The 15,801-nt window shown below is 64.5% G+C and carries 16 protein-coding genes; 6 read left to right on the top strand and 10 right to left on the bottom strand.

Translation table 11 applies throughout. The features are described from left to right. The first annotated feature begins 10 nt into the window (after positions 1–10). The 6 genes from cap6 (at position 11) to IAE34_RS01490 (ending at position 6,367) form a co-directional block, all read left to right on the top strand. Positions 11–925, top strand: a complete 915-nt coding sequence (cap6, locus tag IAE34_RS01515) for a CBASS system CD-NTase-associated protein Cap6 (protein WP_200137093.1) — start codon at positions 11–13, stop codon at positions 923–925. Continuing rightward, positions 922–1,392: a hypothetical protein gene (locus IAE34_RS01510; protein ID WP_021205715.1), complete on the top strand. Its 471-nt coding sequence runs from the start codon at positions 922–924 to the stop codon at positions 1,390–1,392. Before cap6 ends, IAE34_RS01510 begins: the two co-directional genes overlap by 4 nt. Beyond that, the gene (gene cap7, locus IAE34_RS01505) at positions 1,389–1,889 is read left to right on the top strand and encodes a type III CBASS phage resistance system CD-NTase-associated protein Cap7 (RefSeq protein WP_021205714.1); all 501 of its coding nucleotides are present in this window, start codon (positions 1,389–1,391) and stop codon (positions 1,887–1,889) included. The genes IAE34_RS01510 and cap7 overlap by 4 nt, the downstream gene beginning before the upstream one ends. Next, a complete protein-coding gene (locus tag IAE34_RS01500; protein WP_200137092.1) occupies positions 1,889–2,791 on the top strand; it encodes a CBASS oligonucleotide cyclase in 903 nt (300 codons plus the stop codon). Before cap7 ends, IAE34_RS01500 begins: the two co-directional genes overlap by 1 nt. A gap of 36 nt (positions 2,792–2,827) precedes the next feature. Further along, on the top strand, positions 2,828–3,553 hold the full coding sequence (nucC, locus tag IAE34_RS01495) for a CBASS effector endonuclease NucC (RefSeq protein WP_200137091.1): 726 nt from the start codon (positions 2,828–2,830) through the stop codon (positions 3,551–3,553). A 189-nt stretch (positions 3,554–3,742) separates the two neighbouring features. After that, positions 3,743–6,367 carry an ATP-binding protein gene (locus IAE34_RS01490; protein WP_200137090.1) on the top strand — a complete coding sequence of 875 codons (2,625 nt, stop codon included), beginning with the start codon at positions 3,743–3,745 and terminating at the stop codon, positions 6,365–6,367. A gap of 4 nt (positions 6,368–6,371) precedes the next feature. Here the strand turns inward: IAE34_RS01490 and IAE34_RS01485 are convergent, their stop codons facing one another. The 10 genes from IAE34_RS01485 to IAE34_RS01440 form a co-directional block, all read right to left on the bottom strand. Then, the gene (locus tag IAE34_RS01485; protein ID WP_200137089.1) at positions 6,372–7,133 is read right to left on the bottom strand and encodes a TIGR03747 family integrating conjugative element membrane protein; all 762 of its coding nucleotides are present in this window, start codon (positions 7,131–7,133) and stop codon (positions 6,372–6,374) included. Then, positions 7,130–9,322 carry a type IV conjugative transfer system coupling protein TraD gene (gene traD, locus IAE34_RS01480; RefSeq protein WP_200137088.1) on the bottom strand — a complete coding sequence of 731 codons (2,193 nt, stop codon included), beginning with the start codon at positions 9,320–9,322 and terminating at the stop codon, positions 7,130–7,132. Before traD ends, IAE34_RS01485 begins: the two co-directional genes overlap by 4 nt. A gap of 4 nt (positions 9,323–9,326) precedes the next feature. Further along, positions 9,327–9,875, bottom strand: a complete 549-nt coding sequence (locus IAE34_RS01475; protein ID WP_200137087.1) for an integrating conjugative element protein — start codon at positions 9,873–9,875, stop codon at positions 9,327–9,329. Next, positions 9,872–10,462, bottom strand: coding sequence for a transglycosylase SLT domain-containing protein (locus IAE34_RS01470; protein WP_194273005.1), 591 nt, complete (start codon positions 10,460–10,462; stop codon positions 9,872–9,874). The genes IAE34_RS01475 and IAE34_RS01470 overlap by 4 nt, the downstream gene beginning before the upstream one ends. After that, a complete protein-coding gene (locus tag IAE34_RS01465; protein WP_200137086.1) occupies positions 10,444–11,169 on the bottom strand; it encodes a TIGR03759 family integrating conjugative element protein in 726 nt (241 codons plus the stop codon). The genes IAE34_RS01470 and IAE34_RS01465 overlap by 19 nt, the downstream gene beginning before the upstream one ends. Positions 11,170–11,183: 14 nt before the next feature. Then, positions 11,184–11,825: a hypothetical protein gene (locus tag IAE34_RS01460; protein WP_200137085.1), complete on the bottom strand. Its 642-nt coding sequence runs from the start codon at positions 11,823–11,825 to the stop codon at positions 11,184–11,186. Further along, positions 11,822–12,421 (bottom strand): PFGI-1 class ICE element type IV pilus protein PilL2, encoded by a 600-nt coding sequence (gene pilL2 / locus IAE34_RS01455; RefSeq protein WP_200137084.1) that lies wholly within the window; start codon positions 12,419–12,421, stop codon positions 11,822–11,824. The genes IAE34_RS01460 and pilL2 overlap by 4 nt, the downstream gene beginning before the upstream one ends. Positions 12,422–12,647: 226 nt before the next feature. Beyond that, on the bottom strand, positions 12,648–14,927 hold the full coding sequence (locus IAE34_RS01450; RefSeq protein ID WP_200137083.1) for a helicase-related protein: 2,280 nt from the start codon (positions 14,925–14,927) through the stop codon (positions 12,648–12,650). Positions 14,928–15,062: 135 nt separating this feature from the next. Then, a complete protein-coding gene (locus tag IAE34_RS01445) occupies positions 15,063–15,359 on the bottom strand; it encodes a hypothetical protein (protein ID WP_200137082.1) in 297 nt (98 codons plus the stop codon). An 88-nt stretch (positions 15,360–15,447) separates the two neighbouring features. Continuing rightward, positions 15,448–15,768, bottom strand: coding sequence for a hypothetical protein (locus IAE34_RS01440; protein ID WP_033448821.1), 321 nt, complete (start codon positions 15,766–15,768; stop codon positions 15,448–15,450). Positions 15,769–15,801: the final 33 nt, after the last annotated feature.

The raw sequence follows: 15,801 nt of genomic DNA, 5'->3' as shown, positions 1-15,801 counted from the left end.
AGACACACGGATGACCAAGAATCCCCCGACGGATGTATCCCTGCCGAAAGGCATCCACCGAAGCTGGAAGCTGCCAGACGCCTCGCTGGGCGCGCTGTGGGACTCCATCGTGATGGACGAGGCGCGCAAGAAGCAACTGCTCTCTCAGGCGATCGTCAACTTCACGGTACGGCCCAGGGTGGAGCGCACGGTGTTGCCGCTGCATGGTGTGATTCTGCTGGTGGGACCACCGGGAACGGGTAAGACATCATTGGCGCGCGGCCTGGCGCACCGTGTGGCGGAATCGTTCCCTTCGGGGAAGTTTCGTTTGCTTGAAGTCGATCCTCATACACTGACCAGTTCTGCGATGGGCAAGACACAGCGCGCAGTGGCGGAACTCTTCTCGCAATCTATCGCCGAAGCTGCCGCGGTGGGGCCTACCATCGTGCTGCTCGACGAAGTTGAGACTCTTGCAGCGGACCGATCGAAGCTCAGCCTGGAGGCCAATCCCGTCGACGTCCATCGTGCGACAGACGCGGTGCTGGTTCAGTTGGACATCCTTGCCGAACAACACCCGCATCTGTTGTTCGTGGCCACCAGTAATTTCCCGCAAGCGGTCGACAGCGCCTTCATGTCTCGTTGCGACATGGTGATGGAGGTGCCGTTGCCGGGCAAAGAGGCATGCAAGCAGATACTCATTGAGTGTTTGAAGGGGCTGGCCAAGACCTTTCCGCACATCGGCAAAATTGCCTCGGGGGCCCAGTTCGACGCTTGCGCTGGCGAATGCGTGGGGCTGGACGGCCGCGCCATCCGAAAGGTGGTAGCAAACGCGCTTGCCGCAGATCCCCAAGTCGCAATCGATCCCAACAAGTTGTCGATCGATCATCTGCGCAGTGCGATCGGCCAAGCCGAGCAAGCGCGTCTTCAAGGAGGAAAGCAACGATGACCACTGTCGTCAGTCGAACGTTCCGTAGCAGCCCGCATCGCGATGCGTTGCAAACCTGGGACGCTATTGTTGAGCTGCTCACACAGGGTAAAGAGAGTGCCGCTCGCACGGAGCTCAAAGCGGTAGCAGGAGTAGCGGCCAGCCTGATCACCGATCAGGCCCCCAAGGGTGCGCCCATCGTGGCGACCTGTGACGGGCCACGAACCCGCATCTACTGCCTTTTCGACGAGGATGCCATCGATGGCAGCGATGCCAGCGAAGACGCGCTGGGTTTCGAGCCGCTGAAGGGCGACTGGGCGGTGTCTTTGCCGTGCCCGAAGGACGAACTCACCTGGGTTCAGGCGTCTTTGAAAAAGCACAGCACACGCATCACTGCGAGGGACATGACCCAGGGCATCGCCACCGACGAACGGTCCGCCAGTGCACAGGCGCTTTCGCTCGACCTTGGAGGGTTCCTCAAGTCATGAGTACCGTCGCCACCTACTCGTACACGCATTCGGTCACGTATGTGACGGACAACATCCTCAAGAGCCTCAAGGACATCATCCGGCTCAGTGGTCTGGATCCCGAGTTCTTCGCCGATCGATGGGAGAGCAACACGCGCGCGATCAAGACCTGGCTCGGGACTGGCGATCTGCGAAAAGTCATCCTGGAGGTCTACGACCCAGCGACAGACAAGCTAGTCACTCGATGGGACATTGACATCGTCTACGGCTGGTCGGATGGAGACGGCAGCTTCTGGACGGATACCGAACAATTGAAGTACGCGATCAAGAAGGCTGGACTGCTGCCTTCGCAGGCCAAGTACAAGCTCTTGCTCGACACGAAGCCAGAACGTCCAGATGTGGACGGCTGGAGCAAGGGTAGCTACCGGTCAACCGATGGGATGGTCAAGCAGAGCCTCGGCTCGACCGTCGAACACAGTGGCCTGGCGGGGCAGGCCGGATATTGGAGGCAGCGCTGATGCTATCGATCGATGAAGCTTTCCGGAAGTTCAAATCGCGCCTTGAACTCAACGAGCGCGAACAGAAGAACGCCTCGCAGCGCCAGAATGAAGTGCGGGACTACCTGCAGACCAAGTTCGGGATTGCCCGCAGCTTCTTGACTGGCTCCTATGCGCGGTACACAAAGACCAAGCCTCTGAAAGACATTGACATCTTCTTCGTGCTGAAGGATTCGGAGAAGCACTATCACGGCAAGGCCGCATCTGTCGTGCTGGATGACTTTCATGCGGCGTTGGTAGAAAAGTATGGTGCTGCTGCCGTCCGCAAGCAGGCGCGTTCGATCAACGTTGACTTCGGCGTGCACATCGACGCTGAAGACAATACTGACTACCGCGTGGTCAGTGTGGATGCCGTGCCTGCCTTCGACACGGGAAGCGAATACGAGATCCCCGACTCGGCTTCCGGAAAATGGATCAAGACGGATCCTGAAATCCACAAGGAGAAAGCAACGGCGGCGCATCAGGCCTACGGCAACGAGTGGAAGGGTCTCGTGCGCATGGTGAAGTACTGGAACAACAATCCCAAGCACGGTACTGACAAGCCGGTAAAGCCATCTTTCCTCATTGAGGTCATGGCGCTGGAATGCCTCTACGGTGGCTGGGGAGGCTCGTTTGATCGCGAGGTCCAGTCGTTCTTCGCCACGCTCGCAGACCGCGTCCACGACGAATGGCCCGATCCTGCAGGTTTGGGTCCGGCGATCAGTAACGACATGGATGCCGCACGCAAACAGCGAGCGCAGGAATTGCTGGCGCAAGCGAGTCGCGACGCAGCAATTGCCATCGACCACAGCCGGCGCGGGCGTAACCTTGAAGCGCTTCGTGCCTGGCGCACGCTTTTTGGACCGAAGTTTCCGTTGTCCTGAGTTCCCGGTTCTCCCACCATTCAGTCGAGGTAGAGCATGTCTCAATGGTCGCTTTCCCAACTGCTGTCGTCGTTGCATGACGATATCCAGCAGCGCCTGTCCGTGGTGCGCAAGAGCTTCGCGCATCCGGGCACGAAAGGCGATGCCAGTGAAAACGTCTGGATCAGCATGCTGGACACGTATCTTCCCAAACGATACCAAGCGGCCAAGGCGCACGTGGTGGACAGCTTGGGAAACTTCAGCCAGCAGATCGACGTCGTCGTCTTTGATCGGCAGTATTCGCCGTTCATCTTCACCTATGAGAACGAGACGATCATCCCTGCCGAAAGCGTGTATGCCGTGTTCGAGGCCAAGCAAACCGCTGATGCCGCGTTGGTCGCTTATGCGCAGGAGAAGGTGGCTAGTGTGCGCAGGTTGCACCGCACGAGCCTGCCTATCCCTCATGCCGGTGGAACTTATCCGGCCAAACCGCTCATTCCGATACTCGGCGGCCTGCTCACCTTCGAGAGCGAATGGAGTCCCACCCTGGGACCCTCGATGGATAAGGCACTGAAAGCCGAGTTGGCCGATGGGCGTCTTGACGTCGGTTGCGTCGCCGCCCATGGACACTTCTTTCACGACCCTGCCACGGGAAACTACAGCTACATCAACGAAAACAAGCCGGCCACGGCGTTTCTGTTCAAGCTGATCGCCCAGCTCCAGTTCAGTGGAACCGTTCCCATGATCGACGTGGAAGCCTATGGTCAGTGGCTCACGAAGTGACGGCGCGGTCAGTGGGTGTTGGCGGACTGTAATTTATGAAGGCTGAGTGCTTAATCATGGACCACCGTGCGCGCTGTACGACAGCACGCCATGAAGATTAGGCCGCAATCATCAGGCGACTGAGTTGTAGATGGCAGATAACAACACCAAGACGCGAGTCAGAGCGTCTGTCTGTGTAGAGGGGACTGCATGGCAAGCATTCATTCGGAGTACCACCGTTTCCTTGCGCACCTGGCCCAGCGACAGGTGCACGACGACGTGCGCCGACTCGCGCGCTTGGTACTCGATCACCTGCATCCTCTTTCAGAGGTAGGGGCTGCACGACGCGGTCGATCCACGCGCCTCGCACCGCTGGCTGTCGAGCGTCTGGCGCAGACGCCCGCCGCATTCGATGCAGAGGCGGGTGGCCCCGAAGCCGGGCCGGCCCTCGGGAGATTGCATCAGCTCGACGTCGGGCCGTTTCGGGGCTTCATGCGTCAGGAGACATTCGACCTCAGCCATGACATCACCCTGATCTACGGTGCGAACGGCACTGGTAAGAGCAGCTTCTGCGAGGCACTGGAAATTGCCATGCTCGGCTCGATCAGCGAGGCGCAAGTCAAGCGGGTCGACCAACGGGCCTACTGCAACAACGCTCGCCTGCGCCGCCATGTCGCGCCTGTCCTATCGTCCCGGGATGAAGACCGGCCCCAGGCCGTCCAGCCGGACGAAGCCGAATACCGCTTCTGCTTCATCGAGAAGAACCGCCTGGACGACTTTGCGCGCATCGCCGCGCGGACGCCGGGTGACCAGCGGCAGCTGATCGCAACCCTGTTCGGCGTGGATCAGTTCAGCGAATTCGTGCGGGGCTTCAACCCCTCGCTCGATCAGGACCTGATGCTCGCCGGTGTCCAAGCCGCGCAGCTGGCACAGCGCCGCGTACAGTTGGCGAACTCCGAGCAGACGATCGCCGCCTATCCGCAGAAGATTGCTGCGATCGAGGGCCTGGAGCAGTCCTTGGCGCAGCGTATGTCGCCTAGCGCGACCTATCAGGCCTGCGTCGACTGGCTGCTGGGTACACCACAGCAACAAGGGCGGCTGTCATACGTCCAGGCCCAACTGGACGCCAACCCGCCTGCCATTTATGAAGTAACGCAGGCCCGTTTGCAGGCGTTACTAGCAGAGGCCTACCGGATCCAGGGACTGTGGCAGGCGTCCTCCGGGCAGCTTGCTGCCCGTGCCGGCGAGGTGTCATACGCGAAGCTCTACGAGGCCGTGTTGGCTTTGGCGGACGGGGCAACGGCTTGCCCGGCGTGTGGAACCGCATTGGCCGCCGTAGCGCAGGATCCGTTCGCCAAGGCGCGCGCGGGCTTGGAGCAGCTCGCGCAACTGGCTGCCCTCCAACAGCAGGAGACCGGATATCGCACGCAGTTGAGCGAGGCGGTTCGAGTCCTGTGGGAGGAGATGCGGCGAGTGGTGACGGCGGGGGCCGTTGCCTGTCCGGCCGAAGCACAGGGTGCTGGTCTGCCGCTGCTGCCTCCCACTGCGGCCGGCAACTGGCTTGGTGCCTGGGTCGATGGTGATCGGCGTGCCTGGAACGCTCTGCTGCGCATCGCCGAAATCATTGAACGAATCGACGCGCAGGCGCGGGAAGTGCATGCCCAGCGCGGCGCATTGACTCAGGAGCGAGATCGCCTACAGCAGCACCAGTTGGAGGTCGAACGGCTGCGCACCATGCGTGGGGCGGCCGATCAGGATCTGGCGACGGCCCGCCAGACCGTCGCCCAGTTCGACGAGGCGAACCGCGAACTGATCGAGGCCGTAGCGGCGGAAGTGGCGGTGGTGGCGCACCATCAGCGGGTCAAGGTTGCCTACGACGGTTTTTTGCCCGAGATCCACGCCTACCTTGCTGCGCTGCCGGGTATGTTGCTCCAAGGGCTGGGAGAACAGGCGCGCCAGCTCTACAACGCATTCAATCGGGCCGATCCGCCCGGCGATCTGCTGCACGCGTTGTGGCTGCCCGTGGCCGAGAACGGCAAGATCGAGGTGGAGTTTGCCGGCGAGCCAGGCACCCGATACGACGCACTGATTGTGTTCAGCGAGGGACACATCAAGTGCCTTGGCCTGGCCATACTGCTCGCTAAAAACATCGCACAAGGTTGCCCCGTCGTCATCTTTGATGACGTCGTCAATGCGATCGACGATGACCATCGCGACGGCATTTGGCGCACCTTCTTCGAGGACGGCCTTCTTGACGGCAAGCAGGTCATCCTTACCTCCCACGCCGAGGAATTCCTGCATCGCATCCAGCAGGAGCTGGGCGCCCGGCGCGCTGGCGCCATCAAACGCTACAAGTTCCTTCCTCACCAAGGGGAGCACGAGCTGCGCGTCGACAGTGATCCGCCCACGAAGAACTATGTCCTGCTGGCGCAGCAGGCCTTGGCGGCAGATGAGAAGCGCGAAGCGCTGCGGCAGGCCCGGCCGGCGTTGGAGAGCCTGACGGACCGTCTCTGGACATGGCTGGGACGTCGCGCTGATGGTCGAATTGAGATCAAGCTGGGTGGTCCTCGTTCGCCGTGGGAACTGAACAACAAATGCGCCAAGTTGCGATCAGCGGTTGATCGGATCGCGGCGCAGCACCCCGGTGCGCCTCAGGCGGTGGCGGCCCTCGTTACTCTGCTCAATGTCAGCGGTACGAGCATCGAGTGGGGTTACCTTAATAGCGGCGTGCACGATTCGCAGCGTGATCACGAGTTCGACCGAACCACCGTTCGGGCCGTGGTCGAAGCGGTCGCAGCCCTGGATGCGGCGCTGGATGTCTTGCAGAGACGCTGAACGCCTAAAGGTACTTTTTGAAGCTGCCAGCGGTCAGGCTGACGGCCATTCCCAGCAAGGCTGCGCTCGGCAGCAGGATCAGCAATGGATGCACTGAGATCGGCAAGGCCAGATAGGTGACCCACGGCAGCACGGCCAGCGGCATCAGGCTGGCCTTCGCGCGGTGGTAGATGAAGCCGGATTCCCGGCCCGCGCCGAACCTGCGCACGTCCCGCCGCACCAGGCCGTCGATCAGGCCAACGAACGCCGCGGTGAAGATCAGCGGCAACGTGAGCACCAGGACCAGCAGGCGCACCAGGAACGTGAGCGTCGTGAAGGCCGCGGCGATCAGGTAGCTCTCGGTCCAGACGTAGACCTGGCTGATGTAGTAGCGGAAGTTGCGGCCGCCGTCCCGGTCCTTCCCGTGGCTGGGCGCGCGGGCGCGCTCGGCGGTCTGGCTCATGCGCGCCAACAGCCCGGAGCGAACGAACACCCATTCGTAGCCGGTGTCCACCAACTCGTGCGCCGTGCGCCCCGGCTCCTGCACGACCACACTGCGCGTGAAGTGGCTGGACAGGTGCCCCAGTTCGTACTGCAACATCTGCTGCGAATGCCGCCAGCCCTGGTCTTTCCAGAACAGGTGCATGCCGACGCATTCCACGACGATCGAGAACAGCAGCGAGCCGATCAGCACCCCGAGCAGCCGGAACGGCAATGTGATGGTACCGACGATTAGGCCCTGACGTTGGTTCTGTTCCCGTTGCGCAGTTGAGGCAGCGTCCTTCATGGCGAGGCCTCGTTGCCGGTGTCCTCGTCGGTGGCGGTGGTCACCGCGAGAGGTTCGGCCGGAGCGGCGTCATCCAGGAGGTCGTCGGGCAGGCCGGTGTCCTGCAAGGCGGGGGAACTGGTGAACTCCCACCACTGCGTCGCTTCGCTGTAACTCTGGCGCATGTACCCAGCCAATTGCTGCAAGTCCGCCGGCATCACCTCGTCCGGGTCCGGCGCCGGCAGCGGCATGCGCACTTTCCAGAGCTGACCGCCCTGCAGCAGCGCGAAGCATTGGCCCTTGGGTAGGCCGACGACATGCGACGGCTCAATCATCGGCACGCTGGACATGCTGATGCGGTCCTGCGTGTTCGACGTGAAGTCCGTCGCCCCGCGAATGTCCGAGCTGTCGGTCGCGCCGCTGACGATGGTGGTCGTATAGACCTCGACCTTCGGCAGTTGCCGGGTCAGTAGTTCAGCAGTGGCCGTCTCGCGCACACGGAGCATGAACAGGTTGTTGAAGTTGCCGATGACCTGACCGGCCTTGGCGCGGTTGCCGATGCGGGCCTCGATGTCCGAGAGGGTCTGCGTGTAGGCCGTGACTTGCAGGCCGGCACCGCCGCCCTTGTTGATCAATGGAATGAACTCGTCGCCCATCAACTCATTGAATTCGTCGGCGTGGACATTGATGGGCACGCGCGCACCGGCCGACGCGCCCGGCAGGCCATCGTCGATCCCATGTTTGTAGATGTGCCCGGCGACCGACACGAGATCGCTGAACATCGAGTTGCCGACCGCTGCGGCGACCTCGGCGTCGGAGAGCGCATCCAGGCCCACATAGACGATGGCCCTCTTACGGATGATCTGCATCCAATCGAAGATCGGGCGCGGGTCGGCCAGGTCGGAGTAGTTCGGGGCCAGGAGCTGCGCGATCTTGCCGCTGGTGAGCTTCTCCAGCAGCGGCAGCAGCGATGCGACGATCTTGTCGAAATAGGTCTTGTCGTAGCGGACGGCCGAGCGCAGGCCGTCCAGCACCGGGTCGTAGTTGCGTGCCTGTGAGAGGTACTGCTCCAGCGCCACCACGCGCTTCTCGCGCCCGATCATGTTGCGCGGGATGTTCTTCTCGTTGAGCTTGGCCTCGATCTGGACGATTACCTCCCAGGCCTTGGGCTCTGTCTTGGCGAAGTAGTGCTGGGCGTACTCGATGAACAGCGCGTCGATGTTGATGACATGCCGCTGGATCAGCATGTAGTCCGGGCGCTGTCCCAGCTCCACCAAGGCGCGGGCGATGATGTTGACGAAGCGCCAGGCGAACTCGCGAAACGCCGCGCTGTTGCCTTCGCCGGAAAGCTGCCCCGCAACGCGGGTGGCGACTTCCGATATGCGCCCGAATCGCCCCACGGCGTTGTAGCGCGCGGAGATGTCCGGCCATCCTAGGTGGAAGACGTAGAACTCCCCTTCACGGCCCGCGCGCTTGGCCTCGACGTACATCCGCTTCAGGAGATCGGCATCGCCCTTCGGGTCGATGACGATCACGACCTCGTGCTCGCCCGCGGCGTTCACGCGCCGGATGTCCTGGGTCACGAACAGTTCGGCCAGCCGCGTCTTGCCCACGCGCGTCGTGCCCAGCACCAGCGAGTGGCCGACGCGCTCGCCCAGCGGCAGGCTGACGTCCACCTCTTCGGGCTCGATGCCGTGCAGCCGAGGCAGGCCGCCCACCGGCGGCAACGGGCGCACCGGATTGAAAGGCACATCCCAGCCGGTGAGCGCAGGCAGCCGGGACAGCGGGAACGGCGCGAACTCTAACCGTTCTTCCAGCCTTCGCGCCAGCCGGTATGCTGGTGTCGGCTCGACGTACCGGCGGAATTCAGGCCGGTACGTCTGCATCAGCCTATGGGTGTGCTTCTGCTCCCACAGGAACCCGCGCCCCACGAACAGCCGCTGCTGGCTGACCGGCACGTCCTTGCTGGTCATCACGTACCGAGGCAAGCGGCGGATGTTGCGCCGGTAGCGCAGGATGATGCGGGCATCGCGGTAGCGGATGGCACCGTAGGCGCCGAACGCCAGCGCGCTGCCGATGCCCATGGACGGGCTCAGCGCGAGCGACCATGGGGCCACCAGGGACAGAAACGCGGCGCCCGCGCATGCGGCAACGGTGTATAGCTCCACCGCTGGGCGAAGCAGTACCTCGACCGGCTGTTTCCCCGACATGGCTTCATTGCTCGATGCCGGTGGCCGTGATCAGCGCCGGGTAGTGCCGCAAGCCGAGGCGCTCGGCCAGGTCGTCGCCGGACGCGGGCGCGAGGGGGACGCCGGGCACCAGTGCGCGCAGCCGCGCCAGGCCCTGCATGGTCTCGACGTTGACCACGAGACCAACCGCGCCACGCTCGCGCAGCGCGGTCGCCTGGCGACGAAGCCAGGCCCGGGACGCCTCGTCGTCGCCGACGACCACGAAAGGCCGCAGGCCCGGAGCCTCGATGACCCGCCGCGCGACGGTGCCGGGCGTGAGCTTGGCACTGCGCACCGGCAGCATCGCGGCCTCGTCCGCCGACGTGGCGGGAACCTGGGGCGTTGGGATGGGCGGCCGGCTCGGCGCGTTGGCACGCGGCTGGAGGTTCAGGGTTTCGTAGTACGGCAGCGCCGACGTGCCCCCGCGGTCTTCGACCACGATCAGCGGCTCGCCGGCAAGCGAGGCCAGCGGCAGACCCGCCAGCAGCACGAGCAGGCCCTTCACCGTGAGTTGGGCCAGATGGGATGTCGTCATGGGGAACTCTCCTGGCGCGCGGTGAGGACCGCGGCGGTTGGGCGCGTGCCCTGCACGCGGGCAAGGTGGCGGGATACGCTGCGGCGATAGCGGGCGGCAGGCTCGCCGCCCGCAGGACGGTGGTAGCGGCCGATCGCCAGCAACCAGTCCTCGCCGGGGGTGTGCTGCTCGCGCAGGATCTCGGCAGCGATGGCGAGGTTGCGGTATGGGTCGAGCAAATCGCAGGCGCTGGCGTAGCGCTGCTGGTGGTAGCCGAGGTTGATCTGGCCCAGGCCCGCGTCGATGCGCGTGTGCGGCGTGGAGCGCATCACCTGCTGCAAGCCCGCGCAGGCATCGGCGCGGGTCGCATAGCGGCGCGACTGGCCGGCGACATTGAGCGACCACGGCCACGGGACGATGCGCCCGTTGCGGCGGATGCCGCTCTCCTGCAAGGCCACGGCGTAGAGCACTGTCGAGGGGATGCCTGCGCGCTGCGCGGCGAGCTGGTAGGCCGGTGGCGGAACCTCCTGGGCCTGGGCGACGCAGGCGCACAGGCCAGCGGCGAGCACCAGTGCGCGCAGGGGTGCGGCTATGGCTGGCGCTGCCATTGGCCGTTTGCCTCGCGCACGACCGCAGGCAAATCGCCCGGCAGGCCCAGCGACAGCCAGCGGCCGCCGTCGTGGTTGAGCGTAATGCTGCCGCCACGCACGCGCGCCGGGTCGACGTTCGCGCGCTTGGCCCAGTCGCGGATGCGCGCGTCGTCCTGGCGGCTGCCGACCATGTACAGGTCGAATTCGGCGCCCGCCGATTGCAGGCGCTGCACGAGCTGGCCGCAGGCCACGCATCCGTCCTTGACGAACACTGCCGTGCGGCCGGAGCCGCGCGTGGCGCCGGCGACCGGCTTGTCGTCCGGCAGGTTCACCCGCTGCATGCCGGGGTTCAGGCGCTGCCAGGCCTCGTCGTAGGCGCGCTGATAGGCGAGCAGCTTCTCGACGCGGCGCGCCTCGACCTGCACCTGCAGTTCTGCGTAGCGGCGCCGTTCCTCGTCGGTGCGGGCCTCGATGCCCAGGGCCGACAGCGGGTCCAGGTTGGGCGAGTAGATGCCCAGCGGCCCGTCCATCAGTTCGCGGTAGCGCGCCCATTCCTGCGGTTGCAGGCCCCAGTCGCTCGCCACCCGGTCGTCCAGGATGCGGGCGGCCAGCGGGCGCTCCTGGCTTTGCGCATTGCGGGCGGGAGCCGTGGCGGGCTGCTGCGCCCAGGCGGGCCACTGGGTGGACGCCAGCAGGAGAACGGAAAGGATGATCGATGGCTGCATGCGATCTGCTCCGCTTAGGGAATCGCCACGCGGCGGGTCAGTTCGCCGGCCTGGAACACCGCGGCGTTGCCCTCGACGGCCTGCAAGCGCCACGGGCCGACCGCATCACCGGGTAGTAGCACCTGAAGCTGGTCGGGCGTGAAGTCGCCAGTGCTTGGTGCGACGGACACGCTGCGCTCGCCGGCACGCAGTTCGGCACCGACGATGCGGAACGGCAGCGGCGGTGGTTCGGACTTGGCGGCGGCCTTGTTCGCTGCGCGTGGCCGGGCGGGTGCTGCGGCGCGTGCGGCGGTCTGCCGCGCCTTGACCTGCTCGACTTCGGCGCGCAGCGCCTGAAGGTCGTCGGCAGCGGCATAGGCGCTCAGCGATTTCTCGACCTGGGCCGCACGTGCTTCCAGGATTTGGTGGGTGTCTTTGAGGTCTGCCGCCGTGGCGACGGCCGGACGCTGCTGGATGGCCTCGATGGTCTCGGCCAGGTTTGTCGCCTGCGCTTCGAGGCGTTGCAGGCGGGAATCGAGGCGCTCCTGGTCGGCCTGGTCGTTCATCGCCTGGTAGCCGAGGGCAACGAGGACACTGAGGCCGATCAGCCAGAGCCACATCAGGCTCTGCACCACCACGGCGGCCGTTGAACGATGGGCGGGCTGCGGGGCGTTCATGGCTGGCCTCCCGATGCCGCGGGCGCCAGCGGGAACGTCTGCACCGCCTCGGTGGCGGGTGGCGCGGGTACGTTGTCGACGATCATGCTGTCGCCGGGCCGCTCGAAGCAGATTTGCCGCGCGCGGTCATCCGCGTGCAGTTCCCAGGCCGGACCAGCCAAGGTGAGCAGCGCATCGCGCAGGGTCATGGGGCCGAGGTGCAGGTGCGCCGCCGGCAGCGGCAGTGTGTAGAGCTCGATCACCGCGTGCGCCGTCTGGCACAAGCCGTAACCGCTGCGCTTGAGCACATGCCGTAGCCCGTCGCCGACCGTAGCGCGTGCATCCTCGGGCATCGACACGTCGATGGTCTGCAAAAGTAGGTCGCGCTGCGCCGCCCTGGGTGTCAGTTCCACGAGGGTGTAGCGGCCGTAGCGCACGACGGGGATGTACTCCGGCGCCTCGGGCTCGGGCGCGGCCGAGACTTCCTCGATGGTGTCGGGCGCGACCGGCGCGCTCGTCGTGGCGCAGCCGCCAGCCAGCACCGACCAAAGCAGGCCGAGAAAACCCGCCAGCAGGCGGCGTTCGGGATGGTGAAACCAGGGTGGAGAGGGGCACATGGCGCGTCGTCCTGAAACATCGAGCCCTCACCATCGCCGCTCGGGCCACGAGCGGCAGCAAACAATGTGAACCAGGCATCGCCCGATTTCCCGGCAGCCTCCCTCCAAAAAAAAGGCCCCCGAAGGGGCCAGTGAAGGTGCAGCCACGTCCACGGAGACCGTGGGCGTGGCTGCAAGGTGAGAACAACGGAAAGCCGGCGGCGCGAGGCCGGCGTTGGCGTGGGGATCAGGCGGCGACCAGTTGCCGGGCCAATGCAACCTCGACGGAATCACCGTCCTGGTTGAGCACATCCAGGCCCGATTCGGGCACGTCGCCCGAGGTGGACTGCGAGACCATGATCTTCTTGGCCATCAGCTCCAGGCAGGTCATCTGCGAGGAACCGGCGTAGCCGAGGTAGATCACGCGCACCGGCTGTTTCTGTCCAATGCGCCAGGAGCGGCGTGCCGCCTGCTGGAGCGAGTACACGTTGTAGCCCGACTGCATGAAAACGATCGTCGGGAAGTCCAACAGGTCCAAGCCCGTCTTGACGAGCTCGGGGTTGGTGATGAGCACGTCGATACCACGGTCCAGTTGCTCGGCGATCCAGTCCTCGCGGCGGCTGGCGTCCACGCTTGCGCGCAGCACCGCCACCCGAAAACCTTCCTGCTCCAGCAGCACCTTCAAGCGCGACGTGGTGTCGCGCGTGCCGGTATAGACCGTGTAGGCCAGGACCTTGCGGCCCTGCGCCTTCTCCTCTTTGCAGATGTCGATCAGCTCGCGCTCTTTCGGCGTCACCTCGAACTCGTTGAACTGAGCCGGGACGAACGCCAAGGTGTTGCGCGTGCGCGGATGCACTACGGCTTCCGACCGGAAGCAGCAGTCCGGCCAGGCCAGCAGCACGTTGAGCACCACACCCAGCAGCGTCGTATCGCGTCGCGCCAGAGCCTGTTTCAGCTCCGCGGTCAGCCGACCCGCCAGGTCGCGGTAGGCCGCGGCTTGCGCCGTGTCCATTGCGACTTCACGGAACTCCTCGTCATACGGCGGCAGGACGTTGCCGCCGATGTCCTTGAGCTTGAGGAAGATTGTGAACGGCAGGATGCACCGCAAGACGCCTTTCGGCCCGAAGCCGGGAGCCTTGACCGTGCGCACCGATACTTTGGTGCCCCTGGCCGTCTTGTGCGCCGTGCCGGTGCTTTCGGAGTAGATGTCCTTGAGGACCCCGTGGTCCCTCATGAACGCCATGGCCGCCGAGGTCATGCTGCCGCTCGTGGTCGGGCGGTAGCCGTCTTCGATCATCCGCCCGGGCAGGGCTCGGAACAGCAGGTAGAACAGGTCGTCCCCGTAGCCGCCCATCAGCGTGCCTGTCAGCAGCAAGGTCTTGCGAGCCTTCGCCGCCAGCACGCCCATCGCCTGACCCTGGGCACTGCCACCGTTCTTGTACTCGTGCGCCTCGTCCGCGATGCACAAGTCGAACGTGCCTTGCGGCAGATAGCGCTTGATGAACTCGGACGGCTGGTAGCCGCCTTCGCCAAAGCCGAACTCCATGTTCGCCATTGCTCTTTCCATGCGATGCGCCTGGCGGTCAGAGAAGACCAGTTCGCCGTTGCCATCCATCAAGTTGATGAACTCGTGGATGTTGTCGCCCAGCATCGACGCCAGGAACCCGTCGCCGAACTTCTGCATCAGCTTCTGCGCGGTGACTTCCCCGATCGTCGGGATGCGCTTCAAGGCTTTCAGCACGGCCGAGGACTGGTCGCTGCCGGACAGGCTGCGCGGGCGGATCAGTGTCCACAGGGGGGCGGCGCAATGGCTGCACTTCCTGCGGTATTCCTCGGCTTGGAGCGCGACCGGGTTGACCGGCTCGCCGTCGAGGTCGGTGATGACCGTGCCGCAGTCCGGGCACGCCGCCACGTTGCCGTGACGGGTACGCCGCTGGGTGAAGACGGGCTTCCAGTGGAACCCCATCCGCATCCTGACCCGGCCCAAGACAAAGAACTCCTGGCCCGTGGGCTGGACATTCAACTGCTCGCGCAGCTTGATGAGCTTGACGAGTATGTCCGGCCCGTTGAGCACCCATACCTTGGCGCCTGCCACCGTCTCCTGGATCTCGCGCCGCCACTTGTAAACAAGGTGCGGCGGCGAAAGAACCAGGGTGCGGCGGTAGCCTTCGGCGTTGAGCACAGCGGCCGTGGCGATGCCGACGGTTGTCTTGCCGCAGCCCATTTCGCCATTGACGATCGCGGCGCGTTCGCCACGATCGATCAGCAGCTCGGCAGCGGCGTGGACGACTTCGGCCTGGGCCGGGAACAGCTTGCGCTTGAGGCTGGCGACGACGAGTTGCCGGTGCGCCTGCGGCTGGCCGTTATAGACCGGCGGGTTCGCGCTATTGAGGGCGTCGAGCAGTTCGTCGCCGAACTCGCCGACGAAATCCTGAAGGCTCAGGGTCAGAGGGGAAGATTCCGCATCGAGTAGTTCGCCCTGTACGGGCGCGGCTTCAGCGGTAGTGGTTTCGAGATCGAGGGACATGGTGATGCTCCAATGAAAAATGGGGCATGCACCACCCCCAGCGGGGCAATGGCATGCCCCGCAGTGGGAAGGAAATCGGCGCTTGGCCGAGGTGGTCGAAGTTGCCGGCCGTGGCGGCCTGCTGGGGAATCGTGCTCAGTCTTCGGACGGCAGCCCGATGACGGTGGCGCTGCGCTCCGCATCGGTGACGATGCGGATGGGCAGCCCCGGATGGATCACATAGCAGGATTCCAGCGATGCACCGGATTGCAGTGCAGTGCTGTTGGCCTGCCATTGCTGGAGGTTGACGTCGCCACGGGTGTGGCGCCTGAAGTACGGGATCGGGTCGAGGCGACCCGTTCGGACCAAGCGATCGATGCCCCTGCTGGAGATGAGCGCGCCGATTGGAAACGCCAGCCTGTGGCAGTAGGTTTCAATGCGATGTGATGCCATGGGCTCCTCCTTGATGAGTCATTGAGCCACGACACCCCTGGCGGAGTGAAGTGGCTCCGGCAGGTGGATGAAGACGACGATGGTGCTGTCAGATCATGTCCCGTTCTTCGGGAAGCTGGATCACCGTGGTCTGATGGTCCTCGCTGGTTTTGACGATCAACACCAGTTCGGGCGTGATCCTGAAGTGGGAGATCATCGGATCGTCCCCACGGATTGCGACATCGTTGGCTTGACGGGTGGCCTCATCGGTCTCGCCCCAGTCACCGCGCACATGGCGCTGGACAAGAGCCAAGGGGTCGATCAGGCCTTTGCGGGCCAGCCAATGCACCTTCTCGCTCAACTGCAACGTACCTGGTGCGAACAACGGTTGTTTCTGCGGCGCGGGCCGCTTGAACAGGCTTGAGAACATGGGTGTTTCTCCTTCGATGTGGTACAGCAGGAC

It is taken from the genome of Pseudomonas sp. S30 (genome assembly GCF_016518545.1).
Lineage (GTDB): Bacteria > Pseudomonadota > Gammaproteobacteria > Pseudomonadales > Pseudomonadaceae > Aquipseudomonas.
The sequence above is the reverse complement of the archived record's forward strand: the minus strand, read 5'-3'. Positions and strand labels throughout refer to the sequence as shown.